Consider the following 16,131-nt stretch of genomic DNA (forward strand, 5'->3'; position numbering starts at 1 on the left):
CCGCCGCAGGGATTACTCTTTGTCGACCTGAGTGGCGCTGACGGAAGAGAGGTAGTTCAGCAGCGCGATATCATTATCCACGCCCAGCTTCATCATTGCTGATTTCTTCTGGCTACTGATGGTTTTGATACTGCGGTTCAGCTTCTTGGCGATCTCGGTAACGAGGAAACCTTCGGCGAACAGACGCAGCACTTCGCTCTCTTTCGGTGACAGACGTTTGTCGCCGTAGCCGCCGGCGCTGATTTTCTCCAGCAGTTTGGCCACGCTTTCCGGCGTGTACTTTTTGCCTTTCTGCAGGGCTGCCAGCGCTTTTGGCAGGTCAGTTGGTGCACCCTGCTTCAGCACGATGCCTTCGATATCCAGATCCAGTACCGCGCTCAGGATCGCCGGGTTATTGTTCATGGTCAGAACAATAATGGAGAGATCCGGATAGTGACGCTTGATGTACTTGATCAGCGTGATGCCGTCGCCGTATTTTTCGCCCGGCATCGACAGATCGGTAATCAGGACGTTGGCATCCAGTTTGGACAAGCTATTGATCAGTGCTGTTGAGTCTTCAAACTCACCTACCACATTCACCCATTCGATCTGTTCCAGAGATTTACGGATACCGAACAGAACGATTGGATGGTCATCGGCAATAATTACATTCAGGTTATTCATCTTATTGGTTACCTTGCTGCAGCAGTTGGTTGACGTACGCGTCAATTTCACTGGTGGTATTTTTAATGGTTAAATCGTCGCACAGTTTAATGTGCTGTTCTAACTCTTCACAAAGCTGTTTACCCGGCAGTAAATTGAGCATGGCAAACACGCCTTTCAGGCGATGCGCTGTCTGAGCAAGCGAGGGATAGTCCTTCTCCGCCGACTCAGTATACAGTCTCTTCACATCTGGCGGTACTGTCTCCGTAAACAGCTGGAAATAGCCGCCGCTCAGCAGCGGCGTGGCAGCCTCATCGTCGTCGCTCTCCTCTATCGAATCGTGAGCCAGTTGCTTCTCAATCAGGTCCAGCAGCGCATCAAGCAGCGCATTGCTGAGATTGAAATTGACCCGGAATTGCTGGTCGTTGAGGGCGTGATGCCCCATTTCGTCGCCCGCCAGTAACAGCGCCCAGCCCTGCAGGCGCGCCGGATCGTCCGTCACCAGCACATCATGCTCCTGCCCGGACAAGCGTTCGTCCGAGGTCAGGCAATTTGCCCCCCAGTTCTCGAGGTGGCGGCAGACAATTTTGTGTACGTCTTCGACCGCGATATCCACCAGCGCCGTCACGCCTTCCAGCAGTTTCTCTTCCTGCTCGCTCTGCTGCTCCAGCGCCAGCGGCAGCTGAATGTTATAGCGCGTGCCGATATCCGGTTTGGCGATAATCTCCAGCTGGCCGCCCATCTGTTTGCACAGCTGCTTACACAGGAAAAATGCCATGCCAGACGCCTGACCGTAACGGTCCTGCGTGGTTTCGCCGAGGTAAGGGAAATCGACGTTGGCCAGCTCGTCGCCGGTCAGGCCTGAGCCGGTATCCACCAGCTGGAACAGTACGCTGTTGGCTTTGCTGTCGCTGGCTTTGATATCAAGGGAAATCTTGCCCCACTGCGTGGTGGTGAGCGCGTAGTGCATCAGCGTGGTCAGGACTTTACGTAGCGCGCGGCGATCACCAAAGCGCATCTCGTCGTTGGCCAGCTGATTGTTGACCACCAGCGTTAGTCCTTTGCGGCGCAGTAGCGGCAGGCTCTCCAGCGCAATCTCATCGAGCAGATCCTGCAGGTTAAACACGCCCGCATCCGGCGACCAGTCGTGGGCTTCCAGCCGGTTGAGCAGGACGATATCATCCACCAGCCGTGCCAGACCCTGGCTCTCATCCAGTAGATCCAGCACGCCCTCGTCGTCATCGCGCTGGCTGAGCTGCACCAGCTGCGTCACCATGCTCTGCAGCGGACGATTAAGCGCATGGCCAAGATTCTGCATCAGCTGCTGACGCATCTGGTGATTGCGATCCAGCACCTGCTGCGCTTTTTGCAGCTTCTTATTCACCAGCAGCTCGCGATCCTGATCGCGCATCATAAACAGCTGGGTGTGCGGCGACAGCATGCTGCGCGCGTGGCGAATCTCATACACTTCGTTATTGATGGTAGCCTGCAGCACGCCCTGATGCTGATCGGACATATTGATGATCTTCTGCAGATTGAGATGCGGCAGCAGATGCTCAGCGATTTTGTTGCTCAGCAGGGTGCGATTGGTACCAAAGTCATACACCAGCAGCCCGACCGGCAGGCTGGCGACGATCTCCTCATTCAGCATACGCAGCGAATCAAGCTCAGCGCTCTGGTTCTCATTCGGTCGCAGTGACTGCTGGCGCAGCAGCGTAATGCCGGCAATAGACAGCAGGAACAGCAACAGGTTGATCAGCAGCGGCCACATCAGGTTGTGCAGGGTATCCATCGCCAGGCTGGCGAATGGCACCTGGTACACCAGCTGGAGCGAGGTGCTGGGCAGCGTGGCGGCAATCTCCAGGTTCGGGTTAACCAGCGTCACTGCGGTGCTTTCGCTGCTGGCGTCATCGCTGGTGGCGCTGCCGGGCTGGCTGGCATCCTGGCGCAGCTGGAAATTCTCCAGCGGCATACTGCGTGGAATCAAATCGTTAACCGGCAGATCGAACGCCACCACCGTGGCTAAATGACCTGGCTGGTTAAACGTGGTGCGCAGCGTGAAGTAGTGATCGTTCTGCCAGGCAAAGTGGCGCAGTGGCGAGAAGCTTTCGCGTTCGTCCAGCGCATTGGCCTGTTGCAGCATTTCGGCGCGGCGGCTGTCCACCAGCGTATTGATCGCGCTCTCTTTATAGCGCGTCGCCATATCCTTGAGCGGCAGGGTCGAGATCATGATCAGGCTGTTGTCCTGACCATTGAGGAAGTACATCGACCACGCCGGATTTTCAGCGCCCCACAGCGTATCGAGATAATTGGACATGCGCAGCGTCATATCCAGCGTGCTGCTGTCGTGCGAGCCAAAAATCAGCGCTTCGGTCTTGCGGCGGGTTTTCTCCAGATAGTAAACATCCGGGCGCAGGCGCGTCTCCTGCAGGCTACTGCTCGGCGTCGAGCCCGCGGCGCTGGTGGCGAGATTTTCATAGATTTGCCAGGTGGCAAAGCGGTAAGCATCAATGCGTTTTTGCATCGCGCGCGCCAGGTCGGTCATGGCGTAGCGCTTTTCCATGATCCACGCATTCACACTGTTATGCACCATGGCACCGAGCGCGAGAAACAGCACCAGGTTAAACACCACGAAAAAGCGCGTTACGTTGCCGGAGGTCAGCGGAAATTTATAAGGCAGCATAGGTGTCTCAGGATCCTGCAATTAACGCGCGACCAGCCGGGCGCTGGCGGCAACCGCCAGCAGCAGCAGGGCGATAAGTAAAAACGCGCCGCTCAGGCTGAGCCACTGGGAAATAAAGCCGATTAAAGCCGGGCCTGAAAGAATACCCGCATAGCCGAGCGTTGTCATGGCGGAAATCGCCAGATTGGCCGGCATATCCTGTTGATTACCGGCGGCATTAAACAGCATCGGCACGGTATTGGCCAGGCCAAAGCCCACCAGCAAAAAGGCCAGCAGCGCCGCCTGCGGCCATGGCAGCAGCACCGCCAGCGTCATGCCGGCTGCCGCCGCCAGCGCACCAGTCAGCATCACCGGATAGCGGCCAAAGCGCTGAATCACTTTATCGCCCGTCAGACGACCTATGGTCATGGCGATGGAGAAGATGGCGTACCCCAGACCGGCGTGCGCCACGCTCATGCCCGGGCTTTGCAGCAGCAGCAGGGCGCTCCAGTCGAGTACCGCGCCTTCCGCAAGGAACAGAATAAAGCACAGGCAACCGAGGAAGGCGACCCAGCCGCGCGGGATCACCAGCCAGGGTTGATCGGGCTGATGCAGGCGCTCTGTCATCAGCGTCGGCAGGCTGCACAGCAACAGCAGCACCATCAGCAGCATGATAACGCCGACTGCCTGCAGCGGTGTCAGACCCGCACCAAGTAACAGGCTGACCGCGCCGGCGCCGAGAATACCGCCAAGGCTGAAGAAACCGTGGAAACCGGACATCATCGGCTTCGCCGCCGCTTTCTCAACCTCAACCGCCTGCACATTCATGGCCACATCCAGCATGCCGAGCCCGGCACCGAACACCATCAGCGTGGCGGCCATCAGCCACATCACATCCAGCGTCGCCAGCAGCGGCAGTACTGTCAGCACCACCAGCGTGGAGCACAGCATAACGCGGCGGCAGCCAAAGCGTGCCACCAGCGCACCGGTCACCGGCATTGCCGCCAGTGAACCAATGCCGAGACACAGCAGCAGGCCGCCCAGCGACGCGCCCGTCAGCTGGAGACGCTGGCTGGCAAACGGCACCAGCGGCGCCCAGGCAGACATGCTTAAACCGGCGATGAGAAAAACGAGGCGTGTTCCCAGATTGACACGCTGATGCAATTTGTTGGGCTGTGCGGCGTCCAGTGCTGTCATAAAGGTGTCGTTGTCATAAGTCGTTCGAGCGACGAAGTTTAGCATTAAAGCTGGCGCGGCACCGCTCAATGAAGGTGAAGAGCGGGGCAAAAATGGTCGCCAGAAAACAGCATATTACCGATCTTTTACCAGGCGCTGCGCTTTTCCAGACATTTCCTGGACTTCATAAGCTCTCTGGCTCTTAGTAAACCGACAGATTCTGTGAAAATTTGGCTTAAGTTGGGGTGAAAATCGATTGCTGCGGCAGCGCTAACTGACTGAATAGTGGTAAAGAATATTTTTCCAGCGGTGCGGCAAGCGCATCGGCTATATTCCTGTCCAACTTTATTACGGCCGGAAATTAACATTGCTCAGTAACGGCTAAGAGATAAACAAAAGGTGCGAAAAGCGGCAAATAATGGCGGGGTGAAGCGTGCTTAATTTAACCCAGCTAAGCAGGTTTACATAAATTGACAAGCGCGGTGAGAAATAGCGGGCAAAAAAAATGCCGGACAATCATGTCCGGCGGGAATTAGGGTAAATCTCTCATTCGGGGTGAATGAAGGTAATAATGAAATAAATGATGATAGCGGGAGTAATTGTATGCGCTGAGTGGCGTTAAGTTTTATCATTCAGTGCGGCAGCTTATCTCATCTTATCTCTATGTATTTAAATGAATAAAATTCGGTTTATCAATTAGTGCGATATTTTTTGCCGATGCGTGCTGATTATTAGTTCCGCGAAATTTACATTTAGAAATAACTATTTAATACAATGAAACACTTTCGGAAATTTAGTATCATTTTCGTGATAGATTATTGCTCTCCATAAAATAACAATGGCTTGCCGGCTGAATTTTTAAGCATTCAGTTAGCAGTGGCACATATAAAAGGCACATTACAGAGGGTAATAAAATGAAACGTCGCGTTCTCTCCCTGATGATTCCTGCATTGCTGGTGGCAGGCTCAGCAAGCGCAGCTGAAATTTATAACAAAGATGGCAACAAATTAGACCTCTACGGCAAAGTAGACGGCCTGCACTATTTCTCGGACAACGATGGCCAGGACGGTGACCAGTCTTACCTGCGTTTTGGTTTTAAAGGTGAAACTCAGGTGACCGACCAGCTGACCGGCTACGGTCAGTGGGAGTACCAGGCTGCGCTGAACACCGCAGAATCGCAGGGCACCGCCAACAGCTACACCCGTGTCGGCTTCGCCGGTCTGAAATTCGGTGATGCGGGATCGTTCGACTACGGCCGTAACTACGGCGTACTGTATGACATCGGCGCCTGGACTGACGTGCTGCCGGAGTTTGGTGGTGACACCTACGGCGCGGACAACTTCATGTTCCAGCGCAGCAACGGCCTGGCGACTTACCGCAACAGCAACTTCTTCGGCCTGGTGGATGGCTGGAACTTTGCCGTGCAGTATCAGGGCAAAAACGACAACCCAACCGAATCCTCTTCCGGTCGTGATGTCCTGGGTGAGAATGGCGATGGCTGGGGCCTGAGCACCACCTACGATCTGGGCTCCGGCTTCGGTCTGGGTGCGGCGATGTTCCAGTCTGACCGTACCAACAATCAGAACGGCAACGCGCCAGGCATTCTCGGTCGCGGTGATAAAGCCGAAGCCTACACCGGCGGTCTGAAATATGACGCTAACAACGTGTATCTGGCGGCGATGTACACCCGTTCTTACAACGCAACCCGCTTCGGCGCGGTGGATTCCGCTGCGTACGGCTACGCCAACAAAGCGGACAACTGGGAACTGGTGGCACAGTATCAGTTTGACTTCGGTCTGCGTCCGTCTCTGGCCTTCGTTTCCTCACGCGGCAGCGATATCGAAGGTTACGGCAGCCAGAACCTGAAAAAATATGTCGACGTGGGTGCGACCTATTACTTCAACAAAAACATGTCGACCTATGTTGATTACCAGATCAACCTGCTGGACGACAACAACTTCACCGATGCGGCCGGTATCAACACCGACGACATCGTTGCGCTGGGCCTGGTTTACCAGTTCTAAGCCGGAGAGCGTGGCCTGCGGGTCACGCTCTGCTCTCCAGCAGCGCGTTCAGCGCCGCCTGCAGCGTTGCCGTCACCTGCTGCGCCGCTTCCCCCATCTGAACCTGCACGATTGCGCCATCCACCAGCAACACGATCTGCCCGGTTTTATCCTGCTGCGCTGTGCTGAGTCTTTCGGCAATGGCGGCCGCCATCTCCCGCTTGTGCTGGCGAATCAGGGCGCTCGCTTCCGGCAGGGTATCAGCCAGTTCTGCCGCGCTATTAATAAACGCACAGCCGCGGAAATCCTCCTCCTGAAACCAGCTCAGTAACGCAGCCGGCAGCGCCACGTTGATGGCAGGCTGCTGCGCCAGCGCGCTGCGAAAGCCGCTCATCCAGCGCTGATGGCGCTGCTGCAGAAACGCCAGAATTAAGTCATTTTTGGCCGGAAAGTGGCGGTAGAAGGTCACTTTGGTCACGCCAGCCGCGGCAATCACTTTATCGATGCCGGTAGCACGGATGCCTTGCGCATAAAACAGCTGTTGCGCGCTGAGCAGGATGCGGTCACGCGCGCTGGCGCTGGCATCAAACAGCAGGGGTGCGAGCATAAGAAAAAATTCCTGTTTTCGGGGGTAGACAGAATTGTCTACATACGGCAGGATGAATCAAGTAGACAGACCTGTCTACATCATCAGGAGATAAAAAATGCTCATCCCCCCGTTCGATCATCAAAGTGCCTTAGAAAAAGTGCGTATGGCGGAAGATGCCTGGAACAGCTGCGATCCGCAGCGCGTGTCGCAGGTTTACAGTGAAGATACCCGCTGGCGCAATCGCAGCGAATTCGTCAATGGCCGTGCGGAGGTCGTGACCTTTCTGCAGCGCAAATGGGTTCGCGAGCTGGATTATCGTTTGATCAAAGAGTTGTGGGCGTGGCACCAGGATAAGCTGGCGGTGCGTTTTGCCTATGAATGGCATGATGACAGCGGCAATTGGTTCCGCAGCTACGGCAATGAAAACTGGCACTTTGGTGCCGATGGCCTGATGATTCAGCGCTTCGCCTGCATCAACGATTTGCCGATTAGCGCTGAAGCGCGGCTGTTTCACTGGCCCGCCGGCAGACGCCCGGACGATCATCCGGGCCTGAGCGAGCTGGGTCTGTAATTTACTGCGCGTTACGCCAGCGTCTGGCCTTAGCCGCCTGCTGCGGAGGTGTTGTCGCAGGCGGCAGGCTGCCCTCCAGCGCCACGCCCGCCAGCGTGAAGGCGGAAAAGCTTAGCCAGCGCTGCCATTTGTCATTTTGTCCTGTTGCCTTGCTCATAGTGCACCTCGCTGATGTTCAACCTGACATCAACGCTGCACAATTCATGCCATGCCACCGCTCTCAGCGCCACGCGCCTGTTAGCCGCTTTGTTACACTGCGCCAGCGCTGAAGCGGTGCAGACTGCGCGACGCTGGTGCACTAGCTTAACGCCGGCGCGACGGATAGTGCTGAATCAGGCGATGGCGGTAGTGCTGCCAGCAACGAAAGCTACCGTAAAAAAACAAACCGGCGGTGATGGCAAGAATCATATAAATCATCTGTCGCTCCTGTAAGGATTCTCGTGCAGGAACGCAGTATGCTGTGCCAGCCTGTGTTTAACTTCAAGCAGCTTTAGACGGTTTTACAAGCGAGTTATGCTTTGTAATAGGCTGTAGTAATGAGTTACAGACGAGGATTTGATGAATTTTCAGAACATTCTGCTGACCGGCATGGTAGCACTGCTGCTCGGCGGGTGCGAGCAAAAAACGGCGCAGCAGGCGCTGGTGCTGGAAGGCAAAACCATGGGAACGGTGTGGCGCGTGAGTCTGGCGGGCGTAGATACTCAGCGTAAGGCCGCGCTGCAGCAGGCGATTCAGCAGCAGCTCGATCGCGACGATGGCGAACTCTCCACCTGGAAAAAGGACTCAGTGCTGTCGCGCTTCAACCAGTATCAGGGACAGGATCCCCACCCGGTCAGTGCCGATATGGCCGATATCGTCACCCGCGCGCTGCGCATCGGCCAGCTGACCGGCGGCGCGATGGACATTACCGTCGGACCGCTGGTGAATCTGTGGGGCTTTGGCCCGGCGCAGCAGCCGGCGCATACGCCATCGGATGCCGCCATCGCCGCCGCCAAAGCGCAGACCGGCCTGCAGCACCTGCGCGTGATTGAAACGGTGAACGGCCAGTGGCTGCAGAAAGATCTGCCTGGCCTGTATGTTGATCTCTCCACCATGGGCGAAGGCTACGCCACCGATCACCTGGCGCGGCTGATGGAGCAGCAGGGCATCACTAATTATCTGGTGTCGGTGGGCGGGGCGGTGCTGAGTCGCGGCCTGAATGCCAGCCAGCAGCCGTGGCGGGTCGCCATCCAGAAACCGACCGATCGCGAGAACGCGGTGGAGGCACGCGTCGATCTGCAGGGGCACGGAATCAGCACCTCCGGCAGCTATCGCAACTATTATGAACTGGATGGCAAACGCATCTCGCACGTGATCGACCCGGCCAGCGGCCGGCCCATCGATCACCGGCTGGTCTCAGCCACGGTGATTGCCACCACTGCGCTGGAAGCCGACGGCTGGGACACCGGGCTGATGGTGCTCGGCACCGAGCGTGCCAAAGCGCTGGCGCTGAAACAGCATCTGGCGGTGTATCTGATTACGAAGCAGGGCGACGGCTTCAGTCACTGGATGTCGCCACAGTTCAAATCGTTTCTTATCGATCAGCCCTGACCTGACAGGAGGTAACTGTGCTGGATCTATTTAGTGAAGACGCGCCATGGCAGGAACCGCTTGCCGAGGGCGCGGTGATTCTGCGTCGCCGGGCGCGCGAGCAGGCCGATGCGCTGCTGGCGGCGATTCATGACGTCGCGGCCCTTAACCCGTTTGCCCATCGCATCACGCCGGGTGGACATCGCATGTCAGTCGCCATGACCAACTGCGGCGATTTCGGCTGGTCGACCGATTCACGCGGTTACCAGTACACCGAACAGGATGTCAGCAGCGGCCGTAAATGGCCGCCGATGCCCGCGCTGTTCCGCACGCTGGCGCAGCAGACCGCGCAGGAGGCCGGCTTTGCCGGTTTCAATCCGGACGCCTGCCTGATTAACCGCTATGAGCCCGGCGCCAAACTGACGCTGCATCAGGATAAGGATGAGAAAGACTTACGCCAGCCGATTGTCTCGGTGTCGCTTGGCCTGCCGGCCGTTTTTCAGTTTGGCGGTTTCGAGCGCGGCGATGCAACGCAGCGCGTGCTGCTGGAGCACGGCGATATCGTGGTGTGGGGCGGTCCGTCGCGCCTGCGCTATCACGGCATTTTGCCGCTAAAAGCGGGCATCCATCCGCAGGCTGGCGCGTTCCGTTACAACCTGACCTTCCGCCGCGCCCAGTAACCGTAAAACGGATGAGAATTATTCTTGCCTTCACCCGAAGCGCCATTAAACTGCAGGCTGCCTGGTTGACCTCTGGATAATTTTTAATGGCATTGCTTCAGGTTGTTTTTCGCCAGTACCGCTGGCCGTTTATCGGCGTGATTGTGCTGACGCTGCTCAGCGCCGCGCTGGGTATCGGGCTAATCGCCTACATCAATAATGAACTGATCGTAGCAGTCAATACATCGCTCACCGTGCTGCCGGGCTTTCTCGCCCAGCTGTTTCTGCTGATGGCGGTGACGCTGGCGTCGCAGCTGGCGCTGACTCAGCTCGGCCACCATTTTGTCTGGCGGCTGCGCGGTGAGTTTATCAAACGTATTCTGGATACCCGGGTTGAACGCATTGAGCAGATTGGTAACGCTCAGCTGCTGGCCGGCCTGACCAGCGACGTGCGTGCCATCACTATCGCGTTTGTGCGCCTGCCGGAGCTGATTCAGGGCATCATTATTACGCTGGGTTCTGCGATCTATCTGGCGTGGCTGTCACCGCAAATGCTGTTGATCACCACGCTATGGCTGGTGGTGACGCTGATCGGCGGCTGGCTGCTGGTGTCGCGCGTCTATCAGCACATGGCGAAGCTGCGCGACATCGAGGACGAGCTGTACCGCGATTTTCAGACCATCATTGAAGGGCGCAAAGAGCTGCAGCTTAACCGCGAGCGCGCCCAACTGATTTACGACACCGTGTATCAGGAAAATGCCACGGACTATCGTCGTCACATTGTGCGCGCCGATACCTTCCATCTCAGCGCGGTGAACTGGTCGAACATTATGATGCTCGGCGCGATTGGTATTGTGTTCTTCATGGCCAACGGTCTGGGCTGGGCCAATACCGCTGTCGCCGCGACCTATTCGCTGACGCTGCTGTTCCTGCGCACGCCGCTGCTGGCGGCAGTTGGCGCGCTGCCGACGCTGCTCAGCGCACAGGTGGCATTGCGGAAAATTAATACCTTCGATCTGGCCCCCTATAGCGCCGGTTTCAAAGCGCTGCCGACGGTGAGCGACTGGCAGACGCTGGAGCTGCGCGACGTCTGTTTCCATTATGGCGAGCACGGTTTTGCCGTCGGGCCGATCAACCTGACGCTGCGCCGCGGTGAACTGGTGTTTCTGATTGGCGGTAACGGCAGCGGTAAATCCACGCTGGCGATGCTGCTGACCGGCCTGTATCAGCCGCACTCAGGCCGCCTGCTGCTGGACGGTAAAGAGGTGGACTGGCATAACCTTGATGCCTATCGCCAGCACTTCTCGGCGGTGTTCACTGACGTGCACCTGTTTGACCGCCTGATTCGTCGTGGTGGTGAGCCGGCTAATCCGGCGCTGGTGCAGCAGTGGCTGGAGCGGCTGAAAATGCAGGACAAGCTGAAGCTGGAAGGCAACCGGGTACTCAACCTGCAGCTGTCGAAAGGGCAGAGCAAGCGGCTTGCTCTGCTGCTGGCGGCGGCAGAGGAGCGCGATATCCTGCTGCTCGATGAGTGGGCGGCCGATCAGGACCCGCACTTCCGCCGTATCTTCTACCGCGAGCTGCTGCCGTGGCTCCAGGCATCCGGCAAAACCGTGTTCGCCATCAGCCATGACGATCACTACTTTATTCATGCCGACCGGCTGCTGGAAATGCGCGATGGGCAGTTAAGCGAGCTGACCGGCCGCGAGCGCGAAATGGCCACGCTGGATGCCGTCAAACGCACCGATACCGGCCATTGACGGCTGGCGGCAAAGCTTAGCAAAAACCCTTATTGGGCAAGACGTTGTCAGCGGGATACAGTGAATGGCAGCAGAGATCCTCGTCTCTGCCTCCCTGGAACACTTCTGTCGTCTTGTGTTGTCACCGGCCCGGGCTCATTCCGCGCCGGTTTTTTATTGCGTGCAGGCCGGGTGAGTGAGCAGTGTGATCACGCGCGCCGGTTGCAGCCAGAAGCGTGCGTCCAGCACGGTGCTGCGGGTAAATTCCGCGCTGAAATCCTGACACAGCTGCAGCCTGGCGCGCTGCTGCGGCAGGTCGAGCTCGATCAGCTCAGCCTGATGAAACGCCATGGGCTGATGCAGCCGCGGCCATAACGCCTTATAAAGACTCTCTTTCAGCGAAAACAGCAGCGTTGCCGTCTGCGCAAAGGGCAGCGGCTGGCTCTCAAGCAGCGCGCGCTCCTGCGCGTTCATCAGCAGTTCCGCCGTGTCCTGCGCGGTTTCCTCTGCCATCACCTGCTCAACATCAATGCCCACATACAATGCCTCACGCGTCGCGGCCAGCACCACGCAGTCATGGCTGTGCGACAGTGAAGCACGGATGCCTGCCGGCCAGCACGGTGAGCGATCCGGCGCGTTGTGCAGCACAAAATCAGTGATTCCCAGCTGCGCCAGCTGTTGCCGCACCAGCCAGCGGCTGGCGAGATATTCAATTTTGCGTTTGCTGGCTGCCTGCTGTAGCGCGGACGGCAGCGGCAGTTGCCACTGCGCAGGTAAAGCGGCGTGCCACTGTTGCCGATCAAAGCGGCACCACGCCAGCGATAGCGATTCAGCGGTGTGGCCAGCGGCGGTGATAAAACCACAAGCGGGCAGCGGCAGGGGCGTTTCGGCTGAGAACATAACGAGTAACGGCTGATGGAAAAGCGTGTTTTACCAGTCAGCCGCGGGCAGAGCAAGCCGAAAAGGCTGCTGCGGGTTAGCGATTTGGCGGGATAGCGAAGCTCTTCATCTGCACCACAAAATGGTGGTGGCCTTTGGTAATGCGTGCACCACGGTCACACCAGTGGCTCGCCAGGCGGAAGAAATCATCGCTGCCAATATCATACGCCAGCTCCACTTTGCTGATGCCTGAGTGCAGGAGTTCTTCCGCATCCTGCAGGTTTTTTGCTTTGATGACCATAACGAGATTCCATCAAATAAACGGGAGCTTTAGGGTAGGGGAAATCTGTGACAGTTTTGTTTCACTTTAATGAATTGCTGTCACAAATCAGTAAAAACGTGATCCCGGTCGGCTTTGCTGACTTCAGTTAAGTGCCTGATTCGCAGCATGAATGAAGTGTGATGCAAGATTATACTGCAGGATTTTGCACCCTAAACAGTAAGGTCAGGGCCTGTCGCAGTGGTGACGAATAGCCGCGTCTGGCGCGGTAATGGCGCCGTCATTTTCCATCTCTATCCTTCCTGTGGTGGCTGTATTATGAAGCCCATCACACATCGATAGCCGCTTCGTTTAAGCGGGATAAAGCGTGGGCGTAACATGCTGGTGGCTGACGAAGAGGCTAAGGAGCGAACGATGCAAAAACTGGCTGGCATAATGTTACTGGGTTGCATGAGCGTAGGCGCTGCACAGGCAGCAGATCTCAGCTTCCAGAATGCGCAGGGCAATATTGAAGTAGTGCCCGGCAAACCCACCTTTGTGCATAAACTGCACTACCGTAAACTCTATGATGAAAAGCCGTTCCCGGATGCGGTGATTTATTACTACAGCAACGGGGTGTATAAGATCCTGTCGCAGGGCGAAAATCATTATGGCCTCTACGTGATGCAGGGCAGCGTTGAGGACCAGAGTTACACCATCCGCTATATTTCAACGCCGTCAAAAGACTGGGGCAACAAAACCGCCTTCCATCAGCTCACCTTTGTGAATGGCGCGCAGGCAAAGGTATTTATTCAAAACGCGATTACCGATACCGGTGAGCAGATCGCCCAGCAAAACGGCGAGTTTTTGCTGCAGGATCACGATCCCGCGCACGCGGCGGCAGACCGCTGGGATGATGATTTAAAAATCAAACGCTGACGGTTTAGCCGTTCATCTGTGCCGCGATCGTCGCGCGTTTGGTTGCGGCACCCGATGCGTTATCCACAGCAAAGATTTTCCCTATCCCAGCGAGAATTGTTTCCGGCTGGCAACGCAGCGGAAACTCGATAATTATCAGGGCATGACTAAATATCGTGTAAGAGTGGGTTTTCACAACCCCTCAGCCCTGACCTTCAGGCAGCTGGATGAAATACTGGAACCGCAACGCTTCTGGCGCAGTGACACGCGCAGCGGTACGTTTCGCTACTTCATGGAGTATGAATATGAGTCGGACGTACGCGATATCTGCGAAGTGTGCGAGCTGGCTTATTCGCAGGCGTGCAAGGTGAAGAAATGCCCGCTGATTCTGGTGCAACCCTGCGAGACGGAAGTTCCGCTAACGTTTAACCCGTAGACGCGTGGCAGTCCGCGCGCTGAAAACCATCGCGCCAGGGGCGCGCCGGGTTTTACTCTCGCAAAGTTCAGCCAATAAAAAAAGCAGCCGTAAAAGGCTGCTTTTCTTTGGGATTTTGGTCGGCACGAGAGGATTTGAACCTCCGACCCCTGACACCCCATGACAGTGCGCTACCAGGCTGCGCTACGTGCCGAACGTGGAGGGTTATACTACTGGTTCCGTTGGCGATTGCAATATGCCGGCAGCTTAACTGCCTCATAATTAATCAGTTTGCCGTGAACCGTTTCTCTTCCGTCAGCACCTGCAACAGTAGCGCCAGCTGAGGTTTATGATCTTTCAGCTCTTTGCCCTGGGCATCGTACGCGCTGTAGTTACCGTTGTTGCTGAGCACCAGCGTCACCGTTGGCGTAGTCACCACCAGTTTGCCATCTTCACTGCTGGCGACCCAGTTATGGCTGCGCTGCGCGGCAAACAGATCTTCACCCTGTGAATAGTTAACCGGATTGGTGCGCACGTGCAGCAGGCGCTGCATCAGCGTGGTCATCACATCCTGCTGATCGGTCAGGCGATCGATGCTCTGCGCTGGAGTATTCGGCCAGTGCACCACCAGCGGTACCTGCAGCGTCGCGCGGTTGCCCGGATTATCGCTGTTGTCGAAGGTGATGGCGCGCTGCGCCGTGATCACCACCACGGTATTTTTCAGCGCATCATTCTGCTGCAGCGTATGCAGCACCGTCGCGATTTGTTCATCCACGTTTGTCGCCTGGCGCATATAGCTGCGCTGGCGCGCTTTGGTGCTGTCGCCGGTTACCGTCACGCCGTTGAGCGCAATCCATGAGAACCAGGGCGCACCGCCTTTCTGACCATTGAGCCAGTTCTGCCACTGCGTCACCGTGGTGCTGTTAGGCTGGGTGTCGGCCTGCGGCAGGCTGTAATCCGCCAGCAGCGCCTGACGGTACAGCGGCTGGCTAAAGCCATCGGAAGAGAACAGGCCGAACTGATAACCCTGACTGTTCAGCGCGCCGAGCAGGGCAGAGGGCATGCGCGCCGCCAGCACGCCGTCCATGTAGCTGGAGGAGATACCGTAAAACAGACCGAACAGGCCTTTTTCCGGCTGCAGTCCGGCGCTGTAATGCTGGGTAAAGCGCACGTTTTCACTGGCGAACTGATTAAGCGACGGCAGCGCTTTATCCACCGTGGCATTGTTCAGTCCGTCCACTGTCAGAATCAGCAGGTTGTGGCGCGTCCCGCCATCGCGGAACGTAATATCGCTGAGCGGATACTGCACCGACAGCGCTTCCGGATCCCCCTGTTGCACCAGACGGCGCTGATACTCCTGCGCATCCAGCAGGCCGTGTCGCTCCAGAAAACGCCGTGCGGTCATCGGATAGGAGAGCGGCAGGTTGGCACGCTGCATGGTAATCGGCCGGTAGAAGTTGGCGTCCGCCCAGATATACAGCAGATGACTGGCAAAGAAGGCGCTGATAAACAGCGCGGCCAGCGGCTTGCCAAACGAACGCCGGTTCAGGCTGCGCAGCTTTTGCCAGCTCCAGGTGGCAAACAGCATCTCAACGAGGAAAATCAGCGGTACGCTGATAAACATCAGCTGCCAGTCGCGCGCCATCTCGCTTTGATCGGGGTTGACGACCAGTTCCCACACCACCGGATTGAGGTGCAGATGGAAACGGTTGAACACCGCGCTGTCGACCATAATCAGCGTCAGCCCGGCCGTGGCGACCACGGCGGAGAGCACGCGCAGCAACCGCTGCGACATGGCGACAAAGGTCAGCGGGAAGATAATCAGCAGATAAGCGGCAAACACGATAAAGCTGAAATGGCCAATCCAGCTGGTAAACGCATAAATACGGCCGGCGAGGGAAGAGGGCCAGTCGGCGACCAACAGGTAGCGGCTGCCTAAAATAAGCGCAAACAGAATATTAAACAGGGCAAACCAGTGCCCCCAGCTGATCATCTGGGAGACTTTTTCACGGTAGCGCTGCCGGTTGGTTACCATATTTATGAGGTCAAA

Annotated in this window: 15 protein-coding genes and 1 tRNA gene; 7 read left to right on the forward strand and 9 right to left on the reverse strand. The window is 56.9% G+C overall.

Annotated features, from left to right (window positions below):
- Positions 1 to 12: 12 nt before the first annotated feature.
- Genes rcsB through AC6I8F_RS06745 form a run of 3 tightly spaced genes read right to left on the reverse strand, consistent with a single transcriptional unit; the run spans position 13 to position 4,501 of the window.
- A complete protein-coding gene (gene rcsB, locus AC6I8F_RS06735) occupies positions 13 to 663 on the reverse strand; it encodes a response regulator transcription factor RcsB (protein ID WP_013509853.1) in 651 nt (216 codons plus the stop codon).
- 1 nt (position 664) lies between these two features.
- Positions 665 to 3,322 (reverse strand): phosphotransferase RcsD, encoded by a 2,658-nt coding sequence (gene rcsD, locus AC6I8F_RS06740; RefSeq protein WP_498028788.1) that lies wholly within the window; start codon positions 3,320 to 3,322, stop codon positions 665 to 667.
- A gap of 24 nt (positions 3,323 to 3,346) precedes the next feature.
- On the reverse strand, positions 3,347 to 4,501 hold the full coding sequence (locus AC6I8F_RS06745; protein WP_498028653.1) for an MFS transporter: 1,155 nt from the start codon (positions 4,499 to 4,501) through the stop codon (positions 3,347 to 3,349).
- An 893-nt stretch (positions 4,502 to 5,394) separates the two neighbouring features.
- On the opposite strand from AC6I8F_RS06745, the gene ompC reads away from it, so the two are divergent.
- Positions 5,395 to 6,504, forward strand: coding sequence for a porin OmpC (gene ompC / locus AC6I8F_RS06750; protein ID WP_031280043.1), 1,110 nt, complete (start codon positions 5,395 to 5,397; stop codon positions 6,502 to 6,504).
- 22 nt (positions 6,505 to 6,526) lie between these two features.
- Here ompC and AC6I8F_RS06755 read toward each other — a convergent pair whose 3' ends face one another.
- Complete coding sequence (locus AC6I8F_RS06755) at positions 6,527 to 7,090, reverse strand: TetR/AcrR family transcriptional regulator (RefSeq protein ID WP_058769916.1); 564 nt, start codon at positions 7,088 to 7,090, stop codon at positions 6,527 to 6,529.
- 97 nt (positions 7,091 to 7,187) lie between these two features.
- Here AC6I8F_RS06755 and AC6I8F_RS06760 point away from each other — a divergent pair, with 97 nt between their 5' ends.
- Positions 7,188 to 7,643 (forward strand): nuclear transport factor 2 family protein, encoded by a 456-nt coding sequence (locus tag AC6I8F_RS06760; RefSeq protein WP_498028654.1) that lies wholly within the window; start codon positions 7,188 to 7,190, stop codon positions 7,641 to 7,643.
- A 1-nt stretch (position 7,644) separates the two neighbouring features.
- On the opposite strand, the gene AC6I8F_RS06765 is transcribed toward AC6I8F_RS06760, so the two are convergent.
- Entirely contained in the window at positions 7,645 to 7,800 is a 156-nt protein-coding gene (locus tag AC6I8F_RS06765) for a hypothetical protein (protein WP_325969186.1), read from the reverse strand.
- A gap of 401 nt (positions 7,801 to 8,201) precedes the next feature.
- Between AC6I8F_RS06765 and apbE the strand changes: the two genes are divergently transcribed.
- The 3 genes from apbE to AC6I8F_RS06780 all read left to right on the forward strand — a co-directional run bounded on the left by apbE (position 8,202) and on the right by AC6I8F_RS06780 (position 11,631).
- Positions 8,202 to 9,233 carry an FAD:protein FMN transferase ApbE gene (apbE, locus tag AC6I8F_RS06770; RefSeq protein WP_498028655.1) on the forward strand — a complete coding sequence of 344 codons (1,032 nt, stop codon included), beginning with the start codon at positions 8,202 to 8,204 and terminating at the stop codon, positions 9,231 to 9,233.
- Between the two features lie 17 nt (positions 9,234 to 9,250).
- Positions 9,251 to 9,892, forward strand: a complete 642-nt coding sequence (gene alkB, locus AC6I8F_RS06775; RefSeq protein ID WP_059009149.1) for a DNA oxidative demethylase AlkB — start codon at positions 9,251 to 9,253, stop codon at positions 9,890 to 9,892.
- An 86-nt stretch (positions 9,893 to 9,978) separates the two neighbouring features.
- Complete coding sequence (locus AC6I8F_RS06780; RefSeq protein ID WP_498028656.1) at positions 9,979 to 11,631, forward strand: multidrug ABC transporter permease/ATP-binding protein; 1,653 nt, start codon at positions 9,979 to 9,981, stop codon at positions 11,629 to 11,631.
- A gap of 153 nt (positions 11,632 to 11,784) precedes the next feature.
- On the opposite strand, the gene AC6I8F_RS06785 is transcribed toward AC6I8F_RS06780, so the two are convergent.
- Complete coding sequence (locus AC6I8F_RS06785; RefSeq protein ID WP_498028657.1) at positions 11,785 to 12,510, reverse strand: 4'-phosphopantetheinyl transferase family protein; 726 nt, start codon at positions 12,508 to 12,510, stop codon at positions 11,785 to 11,787.
- 76 nt (positions 12,511 to 12,586) lie between these two features.
- Positions 12,587 to 12,790: a hypothetical protein gene (locus tag AC6I8F_RS06790; RefSeq protein ID WP_010618078.1), complete on the reverse strand. Its 204-nt coding sequence runs from the start codon at positions 12,788 to 12,790 to the stop codon at positions 12,587 to 12,589.
- Between the two features lie 393 nt (positions 12,791 to 13,183).
- Between AC6I8F_RS06790 and AC6I8F_RS06795 the strand changes: the two genes are divergently transcribed.
- Both AC6I8F_RS06795 and AC6I8F_RS06800 read left to right on the forward strand, forming a co-directional pair.
- The gene (locus AC6I8F_RS06795; RefSeq protein WP_394517295.1) at positions 13,184 to 13,687 is read left to right on the forward strand and encodes a hypothetical protein; all 504 of its coding nucleotides are present in this window, start codon (positions 13,184 to 13,186) and stop codon (positions 13,685 to 13,687) included.
- Positions 13,688 to 13,829: 142 nt separating this feature from the next.
- Positions 13,830 to 14,102: a hypothetical protein gene (locus AC6I8F_RS06800; RefSeq protein ID WP_132465053.1), complete on the forward strand. Its 273-nt coding sequence runs from the start codon at positions 13,830 to 13,832 to the stop codon at positions 14,100 to 14,102.
- 116 nt (positions 14,103 to 14,218) lie between these two features.
- Here the strand turns inward: AC6I8F_RS06800 and AC6I8F_RS06805 are convergent.
- Both AC6I8F_RS06805 and yejM read right to left on the reverse strand, forming a co-directional pair.
- Positions 14,219 to 14,295, reverse strand: a tRNA-Pro gene (locus AC6I8F_RS06805).
- A gap of 72 nt (positions 14,296 to 14,367) precedes the next feature.
- The gene (gene yejM / locus AC6I8F_RS06810) at positions 14,368 to 16,116 is read right to left on the reverse strand and encodes an LPS biosynthesis-modulating metalloenzyme YejM (RefSeq protein WP_159378539.1); all 1,749 of its coding nucleotides are present in this window, start codon (positions 16,114 to 16,116) and stop codon (positions 14,368 to 14,370) included.
- Between the last annotated feature and the right edge of the window lie 15 nt (positions 16,117 to 16,131).

The sequence above is a fragment of the gamma proteobacterium symbiont of Axiagastus rosmarus genome (assembly GCF_059730925.1).